The sequence below is a fragment of the Amycolatopsis sp. NPDC059021 genome (assembly GCF_042739895.1).
In the GTDB taxonomy this organism is placed as follows: Bacteria; Actinomycetota; Actinomycetes; order Mycobacteriales; family Pseudonocardiaceae; genus Amycolatopsis.
Genome location: NZ_JBHYIQ010000066.1, coordinates 1 through 24,271, shown reverse-complemented (window position 1 = coordinate 24,271; position 24,271 = coordinate 1). Strand labels below are relative to the sequence as shown.

Here is a 24,271-nt window from a genome sequence, read left to right as displayed (position 1 = left end):
CCGGCGGCCATGAGCTACAGTGTTACACATAATGTCAAGCCGTAACGATCCTCGACGGGGTGATTCCCGCAGCACCGACGACGTCATCCTCGACGCCGCGGCCGAGCTGATCGTCCATTTCGGAGTGCAGCGCACCCAGCTGGCCGAGATCGCGCGCCGGGCAGGCGTCAGCAGGCCCACGGTGTACCGGCGCTGGCCCGACGTCCGCGCGGTCATCGGCGCGCTGCTGACCCGTGAGGTCCTGCGGACGCGGGAGGCCGTTCCGGACACCGGAGATGACCGTGCCTCGCTGGTGGAGCGGTCGGTCGAGATCGCCATCCGGATCCGGGATCACCCGCTGCTCGGCGCGTTGCTCGTCTCGGAACCACAGCTGCTCACCGAATACGTCGTCGAGCGGCTCGGCACCAGTCAGCGTGGTCTGCTCGCGGCACTGGCCGACGGGATCGAACGGGGCCAGAAGGACGGCTCGATCCGCGCCGGGAACCCGGCGGAGATGGCCGCGATGGTGCTGCTCATCGCCCAGTCGACCGTCCAATCGCACCGCATGGTCGCGGACCTGCTCCCCGACGAGGCGTGGCGGCGCGAACTCGCCAAGGCACTGAACGGATACCTCGCCCCATGACAGTCCTCAATAGACAGACACGTGCTCGCGCGCTCGAAGAACTCGGCGAGGGCGCCGACGTCGACGTACTGGTCATCGGCGGTGGCGTCACCGGCACGGGCGCCGCGCTGGACGCAGCTTCACGAGGACTGCGGACGGTGCTCGTCGAGGCACACGATCTCGCGTTCGGCACCAGCCGCTGGAGCTCGAAGCTGGTGCACGGTGGCCTGCGTTACCTGGCGAGCGGTCAGGTCGGCGTCGCCCACGAAAGCGCCGTCGAGCGCGGGATCCTGATGACCCGCACCGCCCCGCACCTGATCCGCCCGCTGCCCCAGCTCGTCCCGCTGGTGCCCTCGATTCGCCGCGCGCAACGGCTGATCATCCGCACGGGCTTCCTGGCCGGGGACGCCTTGCGCGTCGGTGCCCGGACCTCGGCCTCGCGGCTGCCGCCGGCGCGGCGCATCGGCCCGGCCGAGGCTCTCGCGCTCACCCCGCACGTCCGCCCGGACGGGCTCGACGGAGCGTTCGTCGCCCACGACGGCCAGCTCATCGACGACGCGCGGCTCGTCGTGACGATCGCGCGGACGGCCGCCGAGCACGGCGCGAAGGTGCTCACCCGGGTACGCGCCGACGATGTCACCGGGACGTCCGCGCGGCTGACCGACACGCTCACCGGGGAAACCCTGACGCTGCGCGCCAATGCCGTGATCAACGCGGCCGGGGTCTGGTCGGGCGAGGTGGACGCGTCGATCCGGCTGCGGCCCAGCCGGGGCACGCACCTGGTCTTCGACGCCGCCGCGTTCGGGCACCCGCGTGCCGCGCTGACCGTGCCCATTCCCGGCTCGGCCAGCAGGTTCGTGTTCGCGCTGCCGCAGCAGCTCGGCCGGGTCGTGGTCGGCCTCACCGACGTCGACGCGCCCGGCCCGATCCCCGACGTGCCGGTGGCGGACGAGGACGAGGTTACCTTCCTGCTCGACACGGTCAACGCCTACCTGCGGACGCCGGTGACCCGCGACGACGTGCGCGGGAGCTACTCGGGCTTGCGGCCGCTCATCGACTCCGGCGGTGGCAGCACCGCCGATCTGTCGCGCCGGCACGCCGTCCGCGAGTCGCCGTCCGGGGTCGTCACGGTCGTCGGCGGGAAGCTGACCACCTATCGCAGGATGGCGCAGGACGCCGTCGACACCGCCGTCCGGCTGCGCGGGCTGAGTGCGCTGCCGTGCCGCACCACGACGTTGCCGCTGGTCGGCGCGCCGGGGCATGCGGACAGCCTGCCGCCGGGAGGACTCCCGGCGTCGCTGGTCGCGCGGTACGGCGGTGCCGCCCGTGCCGTCGTCGACACCGCGACGGTGCCGCGTCCGCTGGACCCGGTCGCCGACGGGATCGACGTCACGCGTGCCGAGGTCGAGTTCGCCGTGTCCCACGAGGGCGCGCTCGACACCGTCGACATCCTCGAGCGGCGTACCCGGCTCGGGCTCGTGCCCGCCGACGCCGAGCGTGCTGCGGCCGCCGTGACCGAAATCGTTGCCGCGCATCATCTCTGAGCCACAACTGAGCACGTTGAGGAGAAGACCACGACCCGTCTGCCGCGGGACACTCGGGACTCAGGGAAGGGCCCGTTGCCGCCAAGGAGGACTGTCGTGACCGACCTGCGTACCGTGATCGCGGCTCTGACGGCCGAGGCCGCCGAGGTCGACAGCATCGTCGCGGATCTCAGCACGGAGCAGTGGCGGCTCGACACGCCCGCGCCCGGCTGGAAGATCACCCACCAGATCGGCCACCTCGCGTTCATCTTCCGCATCGCCGGGATGGCGGCCGCGGATCCGGCCGGCTTCGGCGAGCTGACCTCGGGCGTGAAGGACGGCAAGGCCTTCGACGCCGCGGTCAACGGCGCGCTCGCCGAGTTCGTCAACGACCCGCCGGAGGCGCTGCTTTCCCGCTGGCGCGCGGAACGGGACGCCGGCATCAAGGCGCTCGCCGCGGTCCCGGCCGACGCGCTCGTGCCGTGGCTGGTCAATCCGCTGCCGCCGTTCGTGCTGGCCTGCGCCGGGATGATGGAGCTGTTCGCGCACGGCCAGGACATCGCGGACGCGCTCGACCTCCAGCCGGTGCGCACCGACCGGATCGTCTTCCTCGCCGGGTTCATCGCGCGGACCTGGAACTTCGGCTACCAGGCGCGGAACCTGCCGACCCCGGACGTCGAGTTCCGGTTCGAGCTGACCACGCCGTCGGGCCAGCCGTGGGCCACCGGGCCCGAAGACGCCACGCAGCGGATCACCGGCCCGGTGCTCGACCTCTGCCTGCTCGCCACGCGCCGTCGTCACCGGGACGACCTCGCGCTCACCGCGACCGGTGACGTCGCCGAGCAGTGGCTCGACATCGCGCAGGCCTACCGCGGCCCGGCCGGTCCGGGCCGCCGCCCCGGCCAGTTCCGCCGCTGACCTCGGCGAGTCCCACACTCACGCCCGCGAGTCCCACATTCGCGTGGGTGAGTTCCGCATCCGTGGTTCCCAGTGCACGGGGCGAATGTGGAACTCAGGCTCCTGAACGTGGGACTCGGGGTCCTGGACGTGGGACTCGGGGCAGTGTCAGCGTGGGGCGCGGCGTCGTGCGGGCGGGCGTGTCCGCGGGCGGGCGCGGGCCTGCGGCACGTACGGCTGGGGCGCGGGCAGCCGCAGCAGGGTGCCGAACTTGCCCGGCCCGTGGTTGCGCAGGGCCGCGACGGCCTGCGGTTCGTTGCGCGCGCAGTTGGCGAGGATGCCGAAGACGAGCATCGTGACCAGCAGCGACGATCCGCCGTAGGACACCAGCGGGAGCGTGACGCCGGTGACGGGCAGCAGGTTGACGACGTAGCCGATGTTGATCGCGGCCTGCGACACGACGAACAGCGTGAGCGTGCCGGCGACGATGCGGATCCACGGGTCGATGTTGCGGGTCGCGATCCGGATCCCGACGATCGTGATGCCGACGTACAGGCTGATCACGACCGCGCAGCCGAGGAAGCCGAGTTCCTCGCCGACGAGCGCGAAGATGAAGTCGTTCTGCACGCCCGGCAGGTATCCCCAGTTGGACATGCCCTGGCCGAGGCCCTTGCCGAAGAAACCGCCGTCGGCCAGCGCGTACAACGCCTGCTGCGCCTGGTAGCCCTCGTCGCTCGTGTCGGGGCTGGAGGAGAGGAAGGACAGCACCCGCGCCAGGCGGTACTTCGCGACGACGGCGAGGATGCCCGCCCCGGCGGCCGCGCCGAGCAGCAGCATCGCGAACAGCCGCTTGGGCATCCCGGCGAACCACAGCAGCCCGAGCAGGACGACACCGAGCGTGATCGTGCCGCTCAGGTTCGGTTGCGCCATCACGAGCGCGAACATCAGCAGCGCCGCCGGGACGACCGGGACCATGAGGTGCCGCCACTGGTGCAGCAGGTTGTACTTCGCGACGAGGACGTGGGCGCCCCACAGCGCCAGCGCGAGCTTCGCCACCTCCACCGGCTGGAACGACTGGCCGGCGATGACGAACCACCGCTGCGCCCCGCCGCCGCTGGACCCGAGCGGCGTCAGCACCAGCAACAGCGCCCCGATCGAGACGATCATCGACGCGGGTGCGAGCTTCCGGATCTTCGCCAGCGGTGTGCGCAGCCCGAGCCAGAACACGAGGCTGCCGATGCCGAGGTAGACCAGGTGTTTCTGGAACTGCGCGTACTGGCCGGTGCCGGTCGCCGGGTCGTACGACGACACCGAGGACGCGCTGAGCACCATCACCACGCCGATCACCGCGAGAATCCCGCACAGCGCGAGCACCAGGTGGAACGACGCGAGCGGGCGCGACAACCAGCCGGTCAGGGCGTCGCGTACCGCGATCACGCCCGTTTTGCCGCGTTTCCGTGCGCCCGCCTGGCCGGTCGTCATGCTCTGGCGCCCCGGCGGCGGTGCGGGTCGGCGGTGGGCATGGGTCCTCCTCGGCTCATTGCTTCAATACTTGCACAACTATTTGACCATGTGGCCGGGACACGCTTCGCCCTCCTGCCAGGGGAACATGCCGGACCCGTGCCCGTCCGGAGGACACGCGTGACCAGACGCAGATCACGCGTGATCAGACGGAGATCTCGCGTGATCAGACGGCGAGGCGGGCGGTGAGGCCGCCGTCGACGAGCAGGGTCGTCCCGGTGATCGCGCTCGCGTCGGCGGAGGCGAGGAACGCGATCGCGGCGGCGACCTCGCGGGGTTCGATCACCCGCCCGATGACGTGCTGTTTTCCCCATTCCGCGAACGCCTTCTCGGTGTCCCCGCCCGCGAACTGGCGTGCGCTGTCCTCCAGCATCGCCGTCCGGACCGAACCGGGGGCGACGCAGTTGACCCGGATGTGGTCCGGACCGTGGTCGATCGCGAGGGTTTTGGTCAGTGCGACCAGCGCCGCCTTGCTCGCGGTGTAGCTCGCGACCAGCGGCTGGCTCGCGAAGGCCTGCGCCGAGGACACCGAAACGATGGCCCCGCCGCCGCGCTCCCGCAGCACCGGCACGCAGTGTTTCGCCAGCAGGTAAAGGCCTTTCACATTGGTCTCGAGCACCGCGTCCCAGTCGGCCTCCGGCGTGTCGACGACCGTGCCGTACTTGACGATTCCGGCACATTGGGCCAGCACGTCGATACCACCCAGAACGTCCGAAATGGACTCGACGGCTGTCGCGACCGAGGCCCCGTCGCGAATGTCACACGACGTCGAGACCGCCTTTCCGCCCGCGGCGGTGATCTCGGCGGCCACCGCACTCGCGGCGACGGCATCGATGTCCGCGACCCCTACCGCGGTACCCCGCTCGGCCAGCAGGCGCGCGGTCGCCGCGCCGATCCCGCTGCCACCGCCGGAGACCAGCGCGACCTTGCCGTCGAATCCCATCGGACCTCCTCGAACGTGCTCAGCGACCATGGAACACCGCCGCGCGTTTCTCCAGGAACGCGGCGATCCCCTCCCGCGCGTCGTCCGTTGTGGACAGCCAGGACAACACCTGCTGCTCGCGGGTGAGCGCGACGGCGAGCCCGGTCTCGACGCCGTCGTCGACCAGCCGTTTGCCTTCCTGGACCGCGAGTGGTGCCTGTGCGGCGATGGTCGCGGCCAGCTCGCCCGCGCGGGCCAGGAGATCATCCGGCTCGGTCAGCGCGGTGAGCAGCCCGAGCCGGTGCGCCTCGTCGGGCTTGAGCCGCCGCCCGGTCAGCACCAGCTCCTTCGTGAGCCGGACGCCGACCTGCCGCGCCAGCCGCACGGTACCGCCCCCGCCGGGGAGCAGGCCGAGCGAGATCTCCGGCAGCCCGAATCGCGCGGCCGTGGAGGCGACGAGGAAATCGCAGCACAGCGCGATTTCGAAGCCGCCGCCCAGCGCGTACCCGTTGACCGCCGCGATCGTCGGCTGCGGCAGCTGGGCCAGCTGGTCGAACACGCCACGCGAAAGCTTCTGGTAGTCGTCGAACGCGGTCCGGGTGACCCCGGAGTACTCGTTGATGTCCGCCCCCGCGATGAACCCGCGTCCGGTGCCGGTCAGTACCAGCACCCGAACGTCCTCATCGGACCGCAGCGCGGTCAGATACCCGCCCAGTGCCTCGACCATCGGCCGGGACAGGGCTCCCAGCGCGCTTTCCCGGTCGATCCGCAACGTCGCGACGGCGCCGGTCCTGGTCTCCACGAGGTGCTCGTGCACCCGCCGTTCGCTGCTCACGCGATGACCCCGTCCGCCCGCAGCCGCGCGAGATCGTCCGCGGAGAGCACTTCGCCGAGAACGTCGTCGGTGTGCTCACCGACCGCGGGCGGCGCGTACCGCAATTCCCACGGTGTTTCGGACAGCCGGATCGGGCAGCCGATCAGCTCGACCTCGCGGCCGGAGGCGAGCCGGGTGCGGACGAGGAGATCCGAGCCGTCGGCGCGCAGCTCGTCCACGGCCTCCTTGGTACCGCGCACCCTGGCACACCACACACCCGCGGGGAGCAACGTGTCCAGCCAGTCCTGTGTGGACTTTCGCGCGGTGCGTTCCTCGATGCGGTGTTTCACCTCGTCGCGGTTCTTCCACGCGTCCAGGCCGGCGATTTTCGGGACGTCGAACAGCGGGCCGACGACGTCCAGCGGGGCCATGGCGACCGCGAGCCAGCCGTCGGCGGTGCGATAGATCCCGAACGGGGCCTCCAGCCACGCCTGCCCGACACCCGCGACCGAGCGGCTGAACTCGGTGTCCTGATTGACCAGTGACGAGATCTCCTGACACTGCAACGAAATCGCAGTGGAGTAGAGGTCGACCTCGACGCGCTGGCCCACTCCATGGCGCATCCGAGCGACCAATGCCGCGAGGATCCCGTTCGCCAGCGTCAGCGCGGTCGCGGCGTCCACGATCGCGGTCCCCGCCGGGGTCGGCGGGTCACCCGCCCGGCCGCCGTTGGCCGCCAGGCCGGACATCGACTGGATCAGCAGATCCTGGCCGGGCCGGTTCTCCTTGGCGTAGCGGGTGTCCTGACCCCAGCCGGACCCCGAGCAGTAGATGATGTCCGGTTTGACGCGCCGGAAGTCCTCGTAGCCGAGACCGCGCTTGGCGAGCACGCCGGGCCGGAAGTTCTCCACCACGACGTCGCAGGTGGCGCCGATCTCCAGCAGCGCGTCCCGCACCTCGGCGGACCGCAGATCGGCCGCGACCGAGCGTTTGTTGCGGTTCATCGCGAGGAACGCGGCCGAGTCGCCGTCGACGAGGTCGCCCTGCATCCGTAGCCCGCGTTCCCATTCGCCGTCGATCCGTTCGACCTTGATCACGTCTGCGCCGAGGTCGGCCAGGACCTGCGTCCCGTACGGGCCGAGCATCATCTGCGTGAAATCGAGGACGCGAACGCCGTCCAACGCCTGTGGCACGGAACTTCCTCCTTCTGCTAGAACCAGGATCGCAGCACCTGCTTGGCTACCTTGCCGGTGCTGTTCACGGGCAACCGGTCGGCGAACACGATCCGCCGGGGCTTCTTGTACCCGGCCAGCCGATCCGCGCAGGCTCGTCGAATATCCACTTCGGACAGGTCGTGCCCGTCCTCGGCGACGACCACCGCGGCGACGGTTTCGCCCCATTGGTTGTCCGGAACCCCGAGCACGGCTACCTCGGCGACACCGTCGAGCGCCGCGATCGCGTTCTCCACTTCGGCGGGGTAGACGTTGAAGCCGCCGGTGACGATCAGTTCGCTGCGGCGCCCGGTCAGGTGCAGGTAGCCGTCCTCGTCGACGAAGCCGAGATCGCCGGTGGCGAACCAGCCGCCCGCCGGGATTTCCGCGCCGTTCCAGTACCCCGGCATGATCTGCGGCCCGCGAACCCGGATCTCGCCGTTCGGGACGCGTTTGCCCTGATCGTCCACAACGGACAATTCGACCGACGACACCGGACGCCCCACCGAGGCGAGCCGATGTGAATCAGGATCGGCATGGTCCACTGCGGACAGTACGGTGAGCGGCGCGAGCGCTTCGCTGAGCCCGTAGAACTGGTACAGCACATCGCCGAACACCGCGCGGGCCCGGATCTGTGCGGGAACGTGGATCGGCGCGCCGCCGTAGATCACCGCTTTCACCGGCAACGGGTCCCGCTCCGCGACGGCGACCAGCCGGTCCAGCATGGTCGGCACGAGCGGTATCGCGGTCACGCCGTGTCGCCGGGCCGTCGCCAGCGCGGATTCCGCGTCGAAACGCGGCAACGGCAGGGCCGCCGCGCCCGCCAGGGTGTACGCACTTCCCACCGAGCCGCCGAAATGGCTCATCGGCGCCACATGCAGCACGACGTCGCCGGGGCCGATCGGGGGCAGCGCGGACCACATCGCCTCCAGCATCGCGACCCACGCCGCGCTCGTCACCCGGGCGCCCTTCGGCTTGCCCGTACTCCCGGACGTGTACATCAGCGCGACGAGGTCGCCGGGCGCATGCGGTGGTTCGGGCCCGGCGCCGCCACGGAGAAGTTGTTCCGGTGTGCACACGGAAAGCTCGTCCAGCCGCGCGGCGAGATCGGCCGCGCAGACGACGACGGCGGCCGCGCAGTCCGCGGCGATCCCGGCGATCTCCTCGGGATGCAGCCGGGTGCTGACCGCGACCCGCACGCACCCGCCGAGCCACACTCCGTGTTCGACCGCGAGGACCTCCGGCCGGTTGTCCAGTGCGATCACGACCCGATCGCCCGGCCGCAGTCCGAGTTCGGCCAGGGTGTACGCGACGGAACGCGCCTGCGCGCCGAGCTCGGCGAAAGTGATCGCGCCGTGCTCGACCAGTACGGCGGGCTGCTCGGCGAAGCGCCGGTGCGCGGCGGAAACCAGTTCGGGCAACGTCGTCATAGGCCCGCGCTCGCGTAGGTCATCAGGCAGACGTCGTTGAACCGGCGGACGATCTCGACGGCACTGGCGCCTTGCCGTGCCAGCCGGTGGATCTCCAGCCCGGCCCGATGGTGCACCGACGGATAGGCCGGATCGCGCGGCCGGACGAACGCATGGTCCAAGGTGGACAGTGTACGGGAGAAGAAGTTTCCGCAGTGCGCGTCGATCGCGGGGTTCGTCCACGCCGCGCGATGGCCGGGCTGGCCGCCGGAGCGTACGTATTCTCCGGTCTGGCACTCCGGGCTGACGACGTATTCGAGGAAGCGTGCCGCCGCTTCGGGTTCGGCACATCGCGACGAGATGGTCAACCCGACCCCGCCGAGCAACGAACCCGCCGGGGCGCCGTCGAGGGAGGGAATGTCGGCGTAGCGCACGGAATTCCCGGCACTGTCCACTCGGGAATAGTTCACGTAGCCGAAGATCATCGGCGAGTAGGCGACGGTGTCGCCACTACGCATCGCCTCCAGCGTTTGGATGGGATCGCTGGTCCACGACACCGCGTCGGCCAGGCCCAGCAGGCGCTGCAACCGGATGGTCGCGGGCACGGCGACGTCCGGGCGCAGACCGTAGCGGCCGGTCCAGCCCTCGTGCGTGCCCGCTTGCTGCGCGCAGAGGGTGAGGAGGCTGCCGAGCAGGTGCGTCGGATTCGCCGGGATGACGGCTTTCCGGTGGCGGGGAAGGGATTTGAGCAATTCGAATACGCCGTCCCAGGTACGCGGCGGCGTGTTCCAGCCGAGCTGGCCGAGCACGTCCGGCCGGTACGCCGTCGTCTGCGCCGCCGCGTCCATCGCCACCGCCCATTGGCTGCCGGCCCAGGTGTAGCTAGCGTAGCTCGGCCCGGCGCTCCCCGCCCGCTGTGCGGCCAGCGACCCCGCGGACATGACCTTTTCGAGGGGGAGCAGCGCCTCCGTCGTCTGTGCCTGGCCGACGTACGGGTGATCCATCGCGATCAGGTCGTACCGGTCCGCCAGCTCGGTGATCGGCATGTCCTCGAAGTCCTGGAGCGAGCGGGAATCCCAGACGACCGACACCTCCGGGTTCGCTTCCGTGTACACAGTGGACACCGCACGCAAGCAGCCGATTCCGCGCTGATGGCCCCACGCCATCCCCCGCAGCACGATCACGACGCCACCGCCGGTGCGCCGCCGGAGATGTCCTCGAGCGAACGCCGCTTCGTCTCCGGCACCAGCCGCACGCAGAACAGCGCCGCCGCCGCGCAGGCGACCGCGAAGATCCAGAACGTCGCGGTGGCGCCCGCGGCGGCGATCAGCAGCGGGAAGGTCAGCGCCACCACGAAGTTCGCGAGCCAGTGCGCCATCGTGGCCAGGCCGACCGCGGCACCGCGGACCTTCGGCGGGTAGATCTCGGAAATCAGCACCCACAGGATGGTGCCGACGCCGAAGGCGAAGAATCCGATGTAGACGGCCATGCAGGCCAGCGCGAACCACGCCACGGCACCGCCCTGCGCCGGCAGCAGGTACACCAGGCCGAGCAGCAGCATGCCCGCGCCCATCCCGGTGAACGCGGTGATCACCATGGGCCGCCTGCCCACCCGGTCGATGAGCACCATCGCGAGGACGGTCATCAGCACGTTGATCACCCCGACGCCGACCTGCGCGAGAATCGAGCCCGACGCGCCGAATCCGGAACCGGCCAGCACGGACGGCGCGAAGTAGATGATCGTGTTGACCCCGGCGATCTGCGAGAACACCGCCAGCCCCATGCCGACGACGAGCATCGGCCGCACGGAGCGGTCCCGCAGTACGCCGCGGGCCGCGACCGACGTCCGGTCCCGCTCGTCCGCGGCGCGGATCTCGGCCAGCTCGGATTCGACGTCTTCCTTGCCGTAGATGGAGCGCAGCACCGTCCTGGCCTGGCCGGGCAGCTGCCGCCGGACCAGGTTGCGGGGCGTTTCCGGCAGGAACACCATGCCGGCGCCGAGCAGTGCGGCGGGGACGACCGCCAGGCCGAGCATCCAGCGCCAGCCCTCGATCGGCGCGAACGCGAACCCGACGGCGTAGGACACGACGATGCCGATGGTGATCATCAGCTGGTTGCAGTTGACCAGCGCGCCGCGCTGGGCGGCGGGCACCATCTCGGCGATGTAGAGCGGGACGACCGCCGAGGCGGGGCCGATCGCCAGGCCGAGGACGAACCGGCCGAGCACCAGCAGGGTCTCGTCCGGGGCGAGTCCCGCCAGCAGCGCGCCCGCCGCGAACACGACCGCGGTGCCGAGCAGCACCGCGCGCCTGCCGTACCGGTCGGCCAGCCTGCCCGACACGAGCGAGCCGATCGTGGCGCCGACGAGCAGCGAGCTGACGACCACACCCTCCATGAGCGCGGAGAGGCGGAACTCCGTCCGGATGAACAGCAGGCCACCGGAGATGATCCCGGTGTCGTAGCCGAAAAGCAGCCCGCCCAGCGCCGCGACGACCGCGACCGAGCGGACGAAGCGTGTGTTCGCGCTGGGCGAGGGCGCCGCGGACTCCATCGTCCGATCTCCTCACTGTGGGGGGACCCGAGGGTAAGTAAATCGATTTACCGCGAGGTAAGCTTGCGTCCGTGCCCGAGAACTGTCAACCGTCGAGCTCGTCACGGCCGCATAACGGCCGTGCCAAGATGAGCGACGTCGCGCGTGCTGCCGGGGTCAGCCCGGCCGTGGTGTCCCGGCTCCTGCGCGGCGACGAGACGCTGCGGATCCGGGAGGACACCCGGCAGCGGGTGCTCGCGGTCGCCGAGGACCTGAACTACACGCCCAACGAGGTCGCGCGGGCGTTGCGGAAGGCCGAGGTCGGCATCATCGGGATGGCGGTGCACGACACCAGCAACCCGGTGTACAGCGAAATCCTCGACGGCGCGCAGGCCGAGGCGAGCGCGAACGGCTTCGCACTGTTGCTCGCCGACGCGGACGAACTCGCGCGGGGCGACAAGGCCTTCGAACGGATCGTGCGGGGCAACCGGATCGACGGCCTGCTGCTGCAACGCGGCAGCACCACCGCCGACGACACGGTCGCCAACATCGCTTCGGCGCGGCTGCCGTTGGTGCTGGTCAACGACCGCACGCGCGACGACGTGGGCAGCGTCGCGCTCGACGACGAAGCGGCCGCGCACGTCGCCACCCGGCATCTGCTCGACCTGGGGCACACCGCGATCGGGCATCTCAAGCTGGGCGCGCCCAAGGCCCGTTCCGAGGCGCGGGTCCGCGGCTGGCGGAACGCGCTGCGTGCGGCGGGTGTCCAAGATGGACCGTCGCTCGCCGGTGGCCACACGACCGACGCGGGCGGGGTGGCGCTGGCGAAACTCCTCGCCGCGAGCCCGGACGTCACGGCGATCGTGGTCAGCAACGTCCTTTCGGCGGTCGGCGCGATGACGGCCGCGCGCGTGGCGGGTCTCGACGTCCCTCGCGATCTGTCGATCGTCGCGCTGCACGACGTCTTCTTCGCCGAACACCTCTCGCCGCCGCTGACCGTGGTCCGGCTTCCGTTGCGGGAACTGGGACGACGCTCGGTCGCGGCGATCCTGCGTCAGCTCGACGGCGCCCCGCCGCGGCACGAGGTCATCCGCGAACCCGCCCCGGAACTGGTCATCCGAGGCTCCACCGCCCCGCCCCGCTGAGCCGTTCCGGCGCACTCGCGTGTTTGAGGCGCGATCTCGCGTGATTGAACGGAGATCTCACGTGATGGGGGGCGTCACTCGCTCGGGCGGAGGGTTTGGACGATGGGGGTGAGGTAGAGGTCGGCCAGGCGGCGGCGTCCGGCCGGGGAATCGAGGGGCAGCACGGTGTCCGGGGTGATGACCAGGGAGATGACCGTGCGCGCGATGAGTTCGGCGGCGCATTCGATGTCCTCGTCCGGCAGCGCGAGCCGGCCGGCGCCGACCTCGTCGCGGATGTGCCCGGCGATCCAGGCCCGCGCGGCGGCGATCAGGGTGCCCGCCTGCGTGGTCAGGTGCGGCAGGATCAGCTCGGGTTCGGTGCGCAGCAGCCGGGTGAGCAGCCGGTGTCCGCGCAGGAAGTCCAGGCAGAAGATCAGGCCCTCGATGAGCTTGTCCTCCGGCGTCGGCTCGGCGGCGATGACCGCGTCGACCTTGGTGAGGAAGCGCCGCAACTCGCGCATGAGCAGCGCGTTGAGCAGCTGGTCCTTCTTGGGGAAGTACCGGTAGATCGTCACGCGGGAGACCCGCACCCGCCGCGCGACGTCGTCGATCGTGAAGCGGCGCAGCCCGAAGTCTTCGGCCTGCTGCAGGGCCGCGCCCATGATGCGCTCGGTCGTCTCGTCGTCCGGCAGCTCGCTGTCGAGCGCCCGCTTCAGCAGGTTGTCGTCGTCGAGAGTGTCACCGCGCATGACAAAACCTTATCCTGCCGACCTGACGGGCTTTACAACTTGACTTTCATTGTTACATGCGTTCTGATGCTAAGCCATAAGGCCCGGCTCCGCCGTCACGATCGGGAGGCCTGATGGATGCGACGAAGCAGCCAAGCGAGCGGGAAGTCACAGCACGACGTTTGCTGCTCGGCTCGGTCAAACGCTCGTACGACCCCGATGTCGACATCGACTGGGACGCACCGCTGGTCGAGGGCAAGTTCTTCACGCCGCCGAGCATGGTGACCCTGTACGGGACGCGGCTGTGGGACGAGCTGAGCGACGAGCAGCGGATCGAGATCTCGCGCCAGGAGATGATCAACACCGTCAGCGTGGGGATCTGGTTCGAGAACATCCTCAACCAGATGCTGCTGCGGATGACCTACGAGCAGAACCCGACCCGCTCCCACGTGCACTACGCGTGGACGGAGCTGGGCGACGAATGCCGGCACATGACGATGTTCGGCAGGCTCATCGAGAAGGCGGGCGGCCACCCGTACCGGCAGGGGTTCGTACTGCACAACCTCGGCCGCGTGCTGCCGTTCATCCTCACCGGGCCGTCCGTGTGGGTGGCGGCGCTGGTGGGTGAGGAGATCTTCGACGCGCTGCAGCGGATCACCATGAACGACGACGATCTGCAGCCGCTCGTGCGTCAGGTCATGCGCATCCACGTCACCGAGGAATCGCGCCACATCCGCTTCGCCCGCGAGGATCTGACCCGCCGGTTGGCCCGGTCGCGCTGGCCGGAGCGGGCGCTCGCGCGGCTCGTCGCGGGGATCGGCACCCTGCTGCTCAAGACGGTGCTCACCCGGCCGGAGGTGTTCCGCCGCGCCGGTCTCGACGCGGCGACGGCCCGCCGGGCACGGCGTGAGGCCAGGAAGAATCCGCATCGGGCGCGGATCTACGCGACCGGATTCGAGAAGCTGCGGGCGTTCCTGCACGAACAGGACATCATCGCCGGGCCGAGCAGGCTGCTGTGGCGGATGTCGGGCCTGCACCCGGACGGCAAGGCGGCGTGATGACGGCACCGGACCACGAGGTCGTCATCGTCGGCGCGGGCTTCGTCGGCCTGTGTGCCGCGATCCGCCTCAAGGACGCGGGGATCACCGACTTCGTCATCCTCGAACGCGCCGACGACATCGGCGGCACCTGGCGGGACAATTCCTACCCCGGTGTCGCCGTCGACATTCCCTCGGTGACGTACCAGTTCTCCTTCGCCCAGACCGGGAACTGGAAGCGTGTCTTCGCGCGGGGCGCCGAGGTGAAGTCCTATGTGGACCACATCGCGGACTCCCGTGGTCTGCGTTCCCATGTGCGGCTGGGCAAGGACGTCGTCGACGCCGAGTTCGACGGGAAGAACCACCACTGGGTCGTGACCACTTCGGACGGTGCGGTGCTGACCGCGCGGTTCCTGATCTCGGCGCACGGGGTGTTCGGCAAGGCGCAGATCCCGGACATCGAGGGCATCGATTCCTTCGCGGGCAAGACCATTCACACCCTGCACTGGGACCACGATCACGACCTCGCCGGGGAACGTGTCGCGGTCATCGGCACCGGCGCGTCCTCGGTACAACTGGTGCCCGCCATCGCCGATCGGGTCGCCCGGCTCGACGTCTACCAGCGCACGCCGATCTGGGTGGCACCCAAACCGGAGTTCCGGCTGTCGCCGCGGGCCCGGTGGGTGCTGGAACACGTGCCGCCGGTCCGCTGGGCGGCTCGGGCGGCCGTCAGCAGCGGGATCGAGCTGGCGATGCTGTTCGGCGTCACCAACCACGCCCGGCTGCCGTTCCTGGTGAAGCTCATCCGCAAGCAGTCCGAACAGCATCTGCGGCGCCAGGTCAAGGACCCGGAAACCCGGGCGAAACTGTTGCCGGGCTACGAATTCGGCTGCAAGCGCCCGGCGATCTCCAACGACTACTGGCGTACCTTCAACCGCGACGACGTCGAGCTGGTCACCACGCCCATCCGGCGCGTCCTGCCCGACGGCATCGAGACCGAGGACGGCCGCGTCCGTCCTATCGACACACTCGTGCTGGCCACCGGGTTCAAGTTCTTCGAGTACGACAGCGTTCCCGGCTACGCGCTGCGCGGCGAGAGCGGGACGGATCTGCGCGACTGGTGGCTCGAGAACCGGTTCCAGGCCTATGAAGGCATCACGGTGCCCGGTTTCCCGAACCTGTTCCTGATCCCCGGCCCGCATTTCGCGACGAGCTGGTCGTGGCTCGTGATGGCCGAGACGCAGACCCGGCACGCCGAGCGCGTCATCAGTCACGCTCGCGGCCAGGGTGCCACCTACGCGACCGTGCGGCAGGACGCGCACGACCGGTTCCTCGCCGAGGTTCGGCGTCAGCATCGGAAAGGGCTGTTCCTCGACCCGTCCTGCGCGGGTTCGAACAGTTACTACCTCGATCGCAACGGGGAACCGTCGATCGTCCGTCCACAATCGAGTCTCACCGCGCGCTGGCGCGCCCATCACTTCCCGCTGTCGCACTACGAACTCCGCACGGCTCCCGGACCCCGCGCGGTTCCGGACGCCGCCCCGCGCGTCCGGTCCGCGAGCTGAGCGGAGTCACTTGGATTCGATACGGCCCCAGGGATTTTCGTTCTCCCGCAAGGCCTCCCAGCCGGCATCCTCGATGCCGAGCGCGTGGCGGAGATACGCCAACGTGGCACGCTGGATCAGGGCGACCCGGCCGGGGTGCTCGTCCGTCGTTTCCTTGGCCTCGTAGCCGGGGATGCCGCCCAGCGAGTGTTCGGCCCCGAACACGGTGAGCAGGCTTTTGGGGCCGGGACTGAGGAAGTAGGGGTCGGTCATCCAGTCCGGCCCGCGCGTGGTCAGCGGGGAGTCGTCCCGATCGCCCGCGACCACGAGGGCGGGCGTGGTCATGTCCGCGAAACTCGGGTTCATGAACGGGAAATGCTCTGCCGCGAACGGTGACAGGTCGGCCCCGCCGGTACCGGCCGTGGCCAGCAGCACACCCGCCTTGATCCGTGGGTCGGACAGATCCTCTCCCTCCCCGGTCTCCGGATCGAGGACGCGCAAGCCGAGCAGATTGCCTGTCGTCTGCCCGCCGAAGGAGTGTCCGGCCGCGGCGATGCGGCTTCGATCGAGGCGGCCGCCGAGGCCGGGAACGGAAGCCTCCAGGAGATCCAGCCGGTCGAGAACGCGCTTGACGTCCTCGACCCGGAATCGCCAGATCCGTGGCGTGCGGGGATCTTCGGGTGCAAGGTTCAGTGTTCTCGAGTCGAGATGGGTGGGTTGGATCACCACGAAACCGTGCGCGGCCCAGAAGTCGGCCAAGGGGCCGTAGCCGTCCAGCGACGAGCCGAAACCGTGCGAGAAGACGACGATCGGCAAGGCGTGGCCGGTCGCGGGCGCGGACACGCGTACTCGCAGGTCTTCGCCGCGGCCCGGGGCAGGGAGCACCACCGGCTTCACCGAGACGACGGGAGCGGAGACGCCGAGCCCGGCGTCCGTGATCACCGTGTCGGAAGCGGTCATGAAGCGAACTTCCTTCCAGGAGAGTCCCTGATCTGCCATGATGGGCAAGCGGGACACTGTCCCGTTTGACGATACGGGACACTGTCCCGGTTAGCAACGTCGAGAGCGGAGGCAAGGTGTGGTGAACGAGGGCGACGGCGGGGGCGAACGTGCGGCCCGGCCCAAGCGGGCCGACGCGCGGCGCAACGAGAAAACCCTGCTCGACGCGGCCGCCGCGGTCTTCGTCGCGTCAGGCGTGGAGGCGCCGATACGCGACATCGCGGCCAAGGCGGGTGTCGGGACGGCGACGATCTACCGCCACTTCCCGACGCGAGCGGATCTGATCGTCGCCGTCTACCGGCATCAGGTCGAGTCCCTCGCCGAGGCGGGCCCCGCGCTGCTGGAAACCAGCGCGACCCCGTACGCCGCGCTGGCGAGCTGGATCGACCTCTTCGTCGATTTCGTGGTCACCAAACAAGGACTCGCGTCCGTGCTGCAGTCCGACGACCCCTGCTTCGACCCGTTGCACTCCTACTTCCTCGATCGTCTCGTCCCCGTGTGCACCCGGTTGCTCGACGCCGCGGCGGCCGCGGGCGAGATCCGCTCCGGTCAGGACGCGTACGAGCTCATGCGCGGCGTCGGGGGCCTTTGCGCGGGTGCCGGGAACAATCATCGCTATGACGCTCGGCGGCTGGTCGCGCTCCTCGTCGCGGGACTACGCCGAGTCGACGAAGGGGGCCGAAAGTGAATCTGATCGAACAGCGGCTGGCGTGGATCGAAACGGGCGCGGAGCGCGTACTGTCGCATGTGGACGGACTGCCGGACGCGGAGTTCGCCGCCGCGAGTACCTTGCCCGGCTGGACGGTGGCCCACCTTGTCGCCCACATCGGGTACAACGCCAAGGCACTGTCGCGGCTGCTGCGCTGGGCAAGGACCGGTGTGGTGACACCGATGTACGCCGACGGCGGGATCCGCAACGCCGAGATCGGCCATGGCGCGGCCCTGCCTCCGGCGGAACTGCGGGAACTGGTGCGTGGCTTCGACACCCGCCTGCGCGCCGAGCTGGCCGAATTCCCAGGCGATGGCTGGGAAACGTTCGTGGTCACCGCGCAGGGGCAGGCCGTGCCGGTGGCGGAGGTGCCGTGGCTGCGGACGCGGGAGCTGTGGATCCACGGCGCCGACCTCGGCATCGGCGCGGGGTTCGACGACTTCCCGCCGGAACTGCTCGACGCGCTGCTGACCGATCTCACGGCCGCCCGGCGGGGCAAGGCGCCCGGCCTGCTGCTGTGCCCGGTGGACAGGACCAGGACCTGGCAGGTTCCCGGCGTGCGACCGGCCACTGTGGACGGTTCGGCGGCCGATCTCTGCCGCTGGCTGACCGGCCGGGGCGCGGGCGCGTTGACCGATCCGCCCGACCTGGGGAAGTGGCTGTAATGAGCGTCGCGTGTCCACAGAGGACATTTCAGCGGCCGAGCACCAGGAAGACCAGATCGTCGACGAACTCGCACACGGCGGCCTCTGCCTCGGCGCTCGAATGCCGGGGCAGGGCCATCTGCGCGGCGCTCGGCGCTCCGACGGCGAGCAGCACGGCGGCGCGCGTGACCGGCAGGCGCACGGGCAATCCCGCGTCCACGCACGACCGCAGCAATACGGTGATGCGTTCGAGGGTGGGGTTGTTCTCGCGCGGCACCTTGTCCGTCGTGCGTTGTGCCTGCAGCAGTACCCGGTGCGCGCCGGGATTGCGGAGCAGGAACATCGCCAGCGCGTGCACCGACGCCCGCAGCCGCTCCCGGGGATGGGCACCCGCGGATTCGGCCGCGGCGTCCATATGGTCCCCGATGCGCCCGCGCTCGTAGCCGACCAGCGCGTCGATCAGCTCCGCCTTGCCGCTGAAATGCGCGTACGCGCTGGGCGCGGCGATGCCGAGGCGCTTGGCCACGGCGCGCAGGGAAAGCCCGTCCGCCGCGCCGAGTTCGTTCAGCAGCACACTCGCCGTTTCGAGGATCTCGATGCGCAGCCGTTCGCCATGGCCCCGTTGATTGCGTTCCCGTTTGACGCGTTCACCCTCCATCTCGGGGTTCATTCTAGAAAACTAACACGCGCTATCCGACAAAGGCAGGCGAGTGAATCCGGCCGGGCAGGGTAATCGCGAGAAGGTCCGCCGCGGCCCTACAGGCGCGGGTCGACGGGCTCGGATTCCAGCGCCAGCACGCCGAACACCGCCTCGTGCACGCGCCACAGGGGTTCTCCGTCGGCGACCCTGGCCAGCGCCTCCAGTCCGAGGCTGTATTCCCGGAGCGCGAGGGATCGCTTGCGGTCGAGTTTGCGTTCCCGCAGCCGCGCGAGGTTCCCGGGTTCGGTGTAGTCGGGCCCGTAGATGATCCGCAGGTAGTCGCGGCCGCGGCATTTGATGCCCGGTTGCGCGAGCCCGCGTTTGCCGCGCACGAGCCCGGCGAGTGGCTTGACGACCATGCCCTCGCCGCCCGCGTCTTCCGAGGTCAGCTCCGTCCACCACTTCGTGCCCGCCGCCACCGACGCCGGATCGTCGACGTCGACGACCAGGCGCCGGGTGGTGCGCAGCAGGCCGGGATCGGCCGCCACCAACCGATCGATCCGCTCGAAGTGCCAGGCGCGGTCGAGTCCGGCGTAGGACGCGCCTTCCCCGGCCAGGATCGTGAACGGCGCGAGCGCGAGATCGGACAGTTCGCGGACCGGCCAGCAATAACGGCCGTAGGCCCTGGTGAACGCCTCGGCGTTGGTGAGCCGTGCGCGCTGGCGCTCCAGCAGCTCGTCGACGTCCTGGCCGCGGGACGCGGTGCGCTCCAGCAAGGAGATCGCGGTGGGCAGCACGGTCCTGGCGGCGGTGCCGACCGGGGCGTACTGCCGTCGCAGGAGGTCGCCCGCCTTGGCCGACCACGGCAGCAGTTCGGCGTCCAGCAGCAACCAGTCGGTGTCCAGTTCGTCCCACAAACCCGCCGCGCCGGCGGCGTCGCGGAGCCGGTCGAGCAGGTGGACACCGAGCTCCTGATCGTCACTCGCGAAGAACGGACGGCCGGTGCGCGTGTGGATCACGCCCGCGGCGCCGTCGGTGGCGCCGAACCGTCGCCTGCCGGCTTCGGCGTCGCGGCACACCAGGACGACCGCGCGGGAGCCCATGTGCTTCTCCTCGCACATCACCTCGCGGACCTCGCCGCGGTAGGCGTCGAAGGCCTGCGCGGGGTGTTCGAGCAGATCGTCCACCGGGGACGTCGGGCACGGCGCCATGGTCGGCGGCAGATACAGCAGCCAATGCGGGTCGACGGCGAACCGGCTCATCACCTCGAGCGCGCCCGCGGCGTTCTCCTCCCGGATCTTGACGCGGCCGAGGTACCGGGTCTCGACGACCCGCGTGCCGAGGACGTCGTCGATGCACAGCAGATCGGGCTGCCGCTCGGGTTCCGGCGCGCGCAGCGGCCGCACGGGTTCGTAGTGGACCGCTTCTGCGGGAACGGCCACGATTTCCCGTTCCGGCCAGCGCAACGCCGTCAGCGCGCCGCCGAACACACAGCCGGTGTCGAGGCAGAGGGTGTTGTTGTGCCACAACGCTTCGGCTACCGGTGTATGTCCATAAACGACAGACGCGGCGCCGCGGTACTCGTTTGCCCACGGGTGACGTACCGGCAGGCCGTACTCGTCGGTCTCCCCGGTCGTTTCGCCGTAGAGGCAGAACGCACGCACCCGGCCGGAGGCCCGGCCGTGATATTCCTCCTTCAGGCCCGCGTGTGCGACGACCAGCGCTCCGCCGTCGAGCCGGTAGTGGCTGACGAGCCCGTACATGAACTCTCGCGCCGCCGTGCGGAACTCCGCCGATTCGGCGGCGAGCTGGGCGAGTGACTCGGAAAGCCCGTGGGAGACAGTCATCTTCCGGCCGTCGAGGGCGCGGACCAGCTTGTGCTCGTGATTTCCCGTGACGCACAGCGCGGTGCCCGCCGCGACCATGCCCATGACCAGCCGCAGCACGCCCGGTGTGTCGGGGCCCCGGTCGACCAGATCGCCCACGAACACGGCGGTCCGGCCTTCCGGATGCCGGGCGCCGGTGGGGCGTCCGGCATCGTCACGGGCGATGACGTAGCCGAGCCGGGGCAGAAGCGTTTCGAGCTCCGACCGGCAGCCGTGGACGTCGCCGATGACGTCGAAGGGCCCGGTCAGCTCGCGTTTGTCGTTGTAGGCCTTCTCGTACTCGATTTCGGCGGCGGCTACTTCCTCCACAGTGGACAGAACGTGGACCTTGCGGAAGCCCTCCTTGGCCAGGTGCCGCACCGAGCGGCGCAGTGCCTCCTGCTGCCGCCGGAGTACGTGGCCGGGCAGGTCGCGGTGCTCGGCGTTCCGCCGCCGCGCCACCGATTCCGGCAGGTCGAACACGATCGCGACCGGCAGCACGTCCTGCGCGCGGGCCGCCGCGACGAGCTTCGCCCTGTCCTCGCGGTGCAGATGTGTGGCGTCGACGACGGTGAGCCGCCCGGCGCGCAGTCGTTTGCCCGCAACGTAGTAGAGCGCGTCGAAGGCGTCGGGTGTCGCGGACTGGTCGTTCTCGTCGTCGGCGACCAGGCCGCGGAACAGGTCGGAGGAAAGGACCTGGGTCGGCGCGAAATGGGTACGGGCGAAGGTGGACTTGCCCGATCCCGAGACGCCGACGAGCGCTACCAGGCTCAGTTCGGGGATGGCGAGCTTCGTCATGACCTTCCTTTGTTCTTCGTGAACACGGCGAGCTGGGTCGGCGCACCCCGTTCGGGGTCTTCCTGGCCGACCGGCAGCAGCCGGTTCTCGTAGCCGTACGTGGCGCTCACGTCGTCCGCCCAAGCGGCGAACTCGGCGCGAGTCCATTCGAACCGGTGATCCGGGTGTCGTTTCGTCCCGGCAGGCAGGGACTCCCAGCGCGTGTTGTACTCGGCGTTCGGCGTCGTCATGACCACAGTGGACGGACGGGCGACGCCGAACACGGCCGCGGCGAGCGCGGGCAGGCGAGGCGGGTCGAGGTGTTCGACCACTTCGGACAGTACGATCGCGTCGTAGCCGATGAGCCGATGAGCCGGTCGTCGGCGTAGGTGACCGATCCCTGGAACAGCTTGATCCGCGCTCGCTGGCGTTCCGGCAGGCTTTCCAGCCGGAGCCGGGCTTCGGCGGTATTCAGCGCTCCCGCCGCGACGTCGACCCCGACGATCTCGGTGAACTCCCGTTCGGACAGTAGCGCGCGCAGGAGATTTCCCTCGCCGCAGCCGAGATCGACGACACGAGTCGCCCGTGCGGTGCGAAGCTCGGCGAGGACCGCGGTGCGTCGCTGTTCGGCGAGGGAGGGTAGCCGTTCGTCCGCCGTGTCGTGAGTACTCGACACCCGAGGCGGCTCGTCCGCTTCGGCCGGTCGATCGTCCAATTCGGACAGACGGGCGAGCGCGTCGGAGGTGAACCGCCGCTTATGGGCGAGATAGCGCGCGGTGATCAGCTCCCGTTCCGGGTGCGCGGCCAGCCATTCGCCTCCGGTGCGGATCAGCTTGTCCACCTCGTCGGCCGCGACCCAGTAGTGCTTGGCGTCGTCCAGCACCGGCAACAGCACGTACAGCTGGGTCAGCGCGTCGGCCAGCCGGAGCGTGCCGGTCAAGCGCAGATCCACATACCGGCTTTCGCCCCATTCGGGGAATGCCGGATCGAGGGCGATCGGTGTCGCGGACACCGTCCAGCCGAGCGGGCCGAAGAGCCGTCCGGCGAACTCCGGACCGCCGCGGCACGGCAGCACGGGAACGTGGAGTTCCAGCGGGATCGCCGTTTCCGCGAGTTCCGGCCGAGCCGTGCAGCGGCCCTTCATCGCCGAGCCGAACACCTTGCCCAGCGCGACCGCCAGCAACGACGAAGCGGCGTACGGCCGGTCGTTGACGTACTGGCCCAGCGAGAATCCTTCGCCCGATGAGCTGCGCGCCGAACGGACCAGTTCCACCGGGTCGACCTCGAGCACCAGCGCCGCGGTGCAGCGCTCGTCCGAGACCTCCGGGTACACGACGTGGGCCACTCCGGCGGCGAGCTCGAATCGCTGCGTGCGCCCGGGATGCTTGTGCAGCAGGTGGCCCAGGTCGCTCGCCGGGTGGTGGGTGGTCGTGATGGTCAGCAGCACGCCGGTCAGTATTCCCGACAGGCGGCAGTGGTCTCGAACGGTTATCGCGGCAGGGTGTCCGGGCAGCCGAACCGGCCGGTGAGGCCGGGATCGCCGAAAACCGTGATGCGGGCGAGGCCGGTCGTGCTGGTGGTGAGCACGGCCACGCCGTACACGTGGTGCACCCCGTCTTCGCCGAGCAGGTAGGCGACCGCGGCGGGCTGGCCGTTGGCGGTTATCGGGAGCATCCGCCAGTCGCCGGGCTCGCCGAGGGCGTAGCGGGTGAGGTAGGGCAGGCAGGTGGCGCGTCCGGAGAACCACGTGCGCGACGGGGTCACCTCGAGAACGGCGTCCTCGCGCAGGATTCGCTCCAGCGCGGTGGGATCGGCGTTCTCGAAGGCGGAGATGTACTGCTCCAGCAGTGCGCGGCTCTGCGGCTCGGTGGGTTCGGTGACCTGGTCGGCGGCAGGCGCGACCTCGTCCATCCGGGCGCGGGCGCGCTGGAGCGAACTCTTGACCGCCGCCGTGCTGGTGCCGAGCAACTCGGCGACGTCGGCGGCGGGCCAGGCGAGGACGTCACGCAGGATCAGCACCACCCGCTGGCGGGCGGGCAGATGCTGCAGGCTGGCGATGAGCGCGAGCCGCAGGGTGTCGCGCTCCGCGACGACGGTGGCGGGGTCGGCCGGGATCGGCTGCAGCCAGACGACGTCGGGAGCGAGCTCGGGCTCCGTGTCGGGGTCGGCCGCGGGTGCGCCGAGGCCGGACGGGAGGGGACGGCGGCCGCGGTTCTCCAGCGCGGTCAGGCAGGCGTTGGTCGCGATGCGGTACAGCCAGGTGCGGATCGACGAGCGGCCTTCGAAGCGGTCGTAGGCACGCCAGGCACGGAGGTAGGTTTCCTGGACGAGGTCCTCGGCCTCGTCCAGCGTGCCGAGGACGCGGTAGCAGTGCGCCAGCAGCTCGCGCCGGAACGGCTCGGTGTGCCGGGCGAAATCCTCGTGGTCCGGCGCGGTCTCGACGCGCTGTGCCATCGCGACTCCCTGGTTCGGTGTGCCTGCTTCCGTCTGTATAGACCGGTGGGCGGCGCGAAGGAATCGCTTTGTCCGGGAAATGGGCGCCGACCTGGGGTTTTCGCAGCTATCCACAGGGGTTGTGGCGGTGTGGACAACTGCGGACGTTTTCGGTCGTGGACGCGGTTCTGTCGTGCCTCGGCGGTAGGATGGTTGCGGGGTCGTCCCCCAGGGAGGGTGGGGGATACCCAGATGATGGCCGGGGAGGTCGCCGCTCCCGTGGGCCCGATGCCGTGCGTGGTCCGTGGGGGCCTCCTTGAGGGACCCAGAGTCTCTCAAGGAG

At 70.1% G+C, this 24,271-nt stretch carries 19 protein-coding genes and 2 pseudogenes; 8 read left to right on the top strand and 13 right to left on the bottom strand.

What is annotated here, in order from left to right; genetic code table 11:
• The first annotated feature begins 31 nt into the window (after nt 1–31).
• The 3 genes from ACFWX1_RS31705 to ACFWX1_RS31695 all read left to right on the top strand — a co-directional run bounded on the left by ACFWX1_RS31705 (nt 32) and on the right by ACFWX1_RS31695 (nt 3,042).
• Nucleotides 32–622 (top strand): TetR/AcrR family transcriptional regulator, encoded by a 591-nt coding sequence (locus ACFWX1_RS31705; protein ID WP_378393428.1) that lies wholly within the window; start codon nt 32–34, stop codon nt 620–622.
• Complete coding sequence (locus ACFWX1_RS31700) at nt 619–2,145, top strand: glycerol-3-phosphate dehydrogenase/oxidase (RefSeq protein WP_378393427.1); 1,527 nt, start codon at nt 619–621, stop codon at nt 2,143–2,145. Before ACFWX1_RS31705 ends, ACFWX1_RS31700 begins: the two co-directional genes overlap by 4 nt.
• Before the next feature lie 96 nt (nt 2,146–2,241).
• Entirely contained in the window at nt 2,242–3,042 is an 801-nt protein-coding gene (locus ACFWX1_RS31695; protein ID WP_378393426.1) for a TIGR03084 family metal-binding protein, read from the top strand.
• On the opposite strand, the pseudogene ftsW reads toward ACFWX1_RS31695, so the two are convergent.
• The 7 genes and pseudogenes from ftsW to ACFWX1_RS31660 form a co-directional block, all read right to left on the bottom strand.
• A pseudogene (gene ftsW, locus ACFWX1_RS31690) lies at nt 2,991–4,503 on the bottom strand (putative lipid II flippase FtsW). The gene ACFWX1_RS31695 and the pseudogene ftsW sit on opposite strands and share 52 nt — an antisense overlap.
• Nucleotides 4,504–4,708: 205 nt before the next feature.
• Nucleotides 4,709–5,485: an SDR family NAD(P)-dependent oxidoreductase gene (locus ACFWX1_RS31685; protein WP_378393425.1), complete on the bottom strand. Its 777-nt coding sequence runs from the start codon at nt 5,483–5,485 to the stop codon at nt 4,709–4,711.
• 19 nt (nt 5,486–5,504) lie between these two features.
• The gene (locus ACFWX1_RS31680; protein ID WP_378393424.1) at nt 5,505–6,299 is read right to left on the bottom strand and encodes an enoyl-CoA hydratase/isomerase family protein; all 795 of its coding nucleotides are present in this window, start codon (nt 6,297–6,299) and stop codon (nt 5,505–5,507) included.
• Entirely contained in the window at nt 6,296–7,471 is a 1,176-nt protein-coding gene (locus ACFWX1_RS31675) for a CaiB/BaiF CoA transferase family protein (protein WP_378393423.1), read from the bottom strand. Before ACFWX1_RS31675 ends, ACFWX1_RS31680 begins: the two co-directional genes overlap by 4 nt.
• Nucleotides 7,472–7,488: 17 nt before the next feature.
• Complete coding sequence (locus ACFWX1_RS31670; RefSeq protein WP_378393422.1) at nt 7,489–8,919, bottom strand: class I adenylate-forming enzyme family protein; 1,431 nt, start codon at nt 8,917–8,919, stop codon at nt 7,489–7,491.
• Complete coding sequence (locus ACFWX1_RS31665) at nt 8,916–10,082, bottom strand: ABC transporter substrate-binding protein (RefSeq protein WP_378393421.1); 1,167 nt, start codon at nt 10,080–10,082, stop codon at nt 8,916–8,918. Before ACFWX1_RS31665 ends, ACFWX1_RS31670 begins: the two co-directional genes overlap by 4 nt.
• Nucleotides 10,079–11,449 carry a sugar porter family MFS transporter gene (locus tag ACFWX1_RS31660; RefSeq protein ID WP_378393420.1) on the bottom strand — a complete coding sequence of 457 codons (1,371 nt, stop codon included), beginning with the start codon at nt 11,447–11,449 and terminating at the stop codon, nt 10,079–10,081. Before ACFWX1_RS31660 ends, ACFWX1_RS31665 begins: the two co-directional genes overlap by 4 nt.
• A 128-nt stretch (nt 11,450–11,577) precedes the next feature.
• On the opposite strand from ACFWX1_RS31660, the gene ACFWX1_RS31655 reads away from it, so the two are divergent.
• Nucleotides 11,578–12,573, top strand: coding sequence for a LacI family DNA-binding transcriptional regulator (locus ACFWX1_RS31655; RefSeq protein ID WP_378393419.1), 996 nt, complete (start codon nt 11,578–11,580; stop codon nt 12,571–12,573).
• A gap of 74 nt (nt 12,574–12,647) precedes the next feature.
• Here the strand turns inward: ACFWX1_RS31655 and ACFWX1_RS31650 are convergent, their stop codons facing one another.
• Complete coding sequence (locus ACFWX1_RS31650) at nt 12,648–13,301, bottom strand: TetR/AcrR family transcriptional regulator (RefSeq protein WP_378393418.1); 654 nt, start codon at nt 13,299–13,301, stop codon at nt 12,648–12,650.
• Between the two features lie 113 nt (nt 13,302–13,414).
• Here ACFWX1_RS31650 and ACFWX1_RS31645 point away from each other — a divergent pair, with 113 nt between their 5' ends.
• Together ACFWX1_RS31645 and ACFWX1_RS31640 are read left to right on the top strand one after the other, a co-directional pair.
• On the top strand, nt 13,415–14,338 hold the full coding sequence (locus ACFWX1_RS31645) for a diiron oxygenase (protein ID WP_378393417.1): 924 nt from the start codon (nt 13,415–13,417) through the stop codon (nt 14,336–14,338).
• On the top strand, nt 14,338–15,882 hold the full coding sequence (locus ACFWX1_RS31640; RefSeq protein WP_378393416.1) for a flavin-containing monooxygenase: 1,545 nt from the start codon (nt 14,338–14,340) through the stop codon (nt 15,880–15,882). The genes ACFWX1_RS31645 and ACFWX1_RS31640 overlap by 1 nt, the downstream gene beginning before the upstream one ends.
• 6 nt (nt 15,883–15,888) lie before the next feature.
• Here the strand turns inward: ACFWX1_RS31640 and ACFWX1_RS31635 are convergent, their stop codons facing one another.
• Nucleotides 15,889–16,821 (bottom strand): alpha/beta hydrolase family protein, encoded by a 933-nt coding sequence (locus ACFWX1_RS31635; RefSeq protein ID WP_378393415.1) that lies wholly within the window; start codon nt 16,819–16,821, stop codon nt 15,889–15,891.
• 118 nt (nt 16,822–16,939) lie between these two features.
• Between ACFWX1_RS31635 and ACFWX1_RS31630 the strand changes: the two genes are divergently transcribed.
• Together ACFWX1_RS31630 and ACFWX1_RS31625 are read left to right on the top strand one after the other, a co-directional pair.
• Nucleotides 16,940–17,548 carry a TetR/AcrR family transcriptional regulator gene (locus tag ACFWX1_RS31630; protein ID WP_378393414.1) on the top strand — a complete coding sequence of 203 codons (609 nt, stop codon included), beginning with the start codon at nt 16,940–16,942 and terminating at the stop codon, nt 17,546–17,548.
• Entirely contained in the window at nt 17,545–18,234 is a 690-nt protein-coding gene (locus ACFWX1_RS31625) for a maleylpyruvate isomerase family mycothiol-dependent enzyme (RefSeq protein WP_378393413.1), read from the top strand. The genes ACFWX1_RS31630 and ACFWX1_RS31625 overlap by 4 nt, the downstream gene beginning before the upstream one ends.
• A gap of 28 nt (nt 18,235–18,262) precedes the next feature.
• Here ACFWX1_RS31625 and ACFWX1_RS31620 read toward each other — a convergent pair whose 3' ends face one another.
• The 4 genes and pseudogenes from ACFWX1_RS31620 to ACFWX1_RS31605 all read right to left on the bottom strand — a co-directional run bounded on the left by ACFWX1_RS31620 (nt 18,263) and on the right by ACFWX1_RS31605 (nt 23,949).
• On the bottom strand, nt 18,263–18,883 hold the full coding sequence (locus ACFWX1_RS31620) for a TetR/AcrR family transcriptional regulator (RefSeq protein ID WP_378393412.1): 621 nt from the start codon (nt 18,881–18,883) through the stop codon (nt 18,263–18,265).
• An 86-nt stretch (nt 18,884–18,969) separates the two neighbouring features.
• Nucleotides 18,970–21,516, bottom strand: a complete 2,547-nt coding sequence (locus ACFWX1_RS31615) for a polynucleotide kinase-phosphatase (RefSeq protein WP_378393411.1) — start codon at nt 21,514–21,516, stop codon at nt 18,970–18,972.
• Nucleotides 21,513–22,942, bottom strand: a pseudogene (locus ACFWX1_RS31610) (3' terminal RNA ribose 2'-O-methyltransferase Hen1). The gene ACFWX1_RS31615 and the pseudogene ACFWX1_RS31610 overlap by 4 nt, the downstream one beginning before the upstream one ends.
• Before the next feature lie 41 nt (nt 22,943–22,983).
• Nucleotides 22,984–23,949 (bottom strand): sigma-70 family RNA polymerase sigma factor, encoded by a 966-nt coding sequence (locus ACFWX1_RS31605; RefSeq protein ID WP_378393410.1) that lies wholly within the window; start codon nt 23,947–23,949, stop codon nt 22,984–22,986.
• Nucleotides 23,950–24,271 lie beyond the last annotated feature (322 nt).

Coding starts and splice junctions, on each gene's coding strand:
- ACFWX1_RS31645 (WP_378393417.1), top strand. CDS start 13,415: ATGGATGCGACGAAGCAGCCAAGCGAGCGGGAAGTCACAGCACGACGT.
- ACFWX1_RS31655 (WP_378393419.1), top strand. CDS start 11,578: ATGAGCGACGTCGCGCGTGCTGCCGGGGTCAGCCCGGCCGTGGTGTCC.
- ACFWX1_RS31660 (WP_378393420.1), bottom strand. CDS start 11,449: ATGGAGTCCGCGGCGCCCTCGCCCAGCGCGAACACACGCTTCGTCCGC.
- ACFWX1_RS31700 (WP_378393427.1), top strand. CDS start 619: ATGACAGTCCTCAATAGACAGACACGTGCTCGCGCGCTCGAAGAACTC.
- ACFWX1_RS31650 (WP_378393418.1), bottom strand. CDS start 13,301: ATGCGCGGTGACACTCTCGACGACGACAACCTGCTGAAGCGGGCGCTC.
- ACFWX1_RS31615 (WP_378393411.1), bottom strand. CDS start 21,516: ATGACGAAGCTCGCCATCCCCGAACTGAGCCTGGTAGCGCTCGTCGGC.
- ACFWX1_RS31605 (WP_378393410.1), bottom strand. CDS start 23,949: ATGGCACAGCGCGTCGAGACCGCGCCGGACCACGAGGATTTCGCCCGG.
- ACFWX1_RS31705 (WP_378393428.1), top strand. CDS start 32: ATGTCAAGCCGTAACGATCCTCGACGGGGTGATTCCCGCAGCACCGAC.
- ACFWX1_RS31620 (WP_378393412.1), bottom strand. CDS start 18,883: ATGAACCCCGAGATGGAGGGTGAACGCGTCAAACGGGAACGCAATCAA.
- ACFWX1_RS31685 (WP_378393425.1), bottom strand. CDS start 5,485: ATGGGATTCGACGGCAAGGTCGCGCTGGTCTCCGGCGGTGGCAGCGGG.
- ACFWX1_RS31670 (WP_378393422.1), bottom strand. CDS start 8,919: ATGACGACGTTGCCCGAACTGGTTTCCGCCGCGCACCGGCGCTTCGCC.
- ACFWX1_RS31640 (WP_378393416.1), top strand. CDS start 14,338: ATGACGGCACCGGACCACGAGGTCGTCATCGTCGGCGCGGGCTTCGTC.
- ACFWX1_RS31635 (WP_378393415.1), bottom strand. CDS start 16,821: ATGACCGCTTCCGACACGGTGATCACGGACGCCGGGCTCGGCGTCTCC.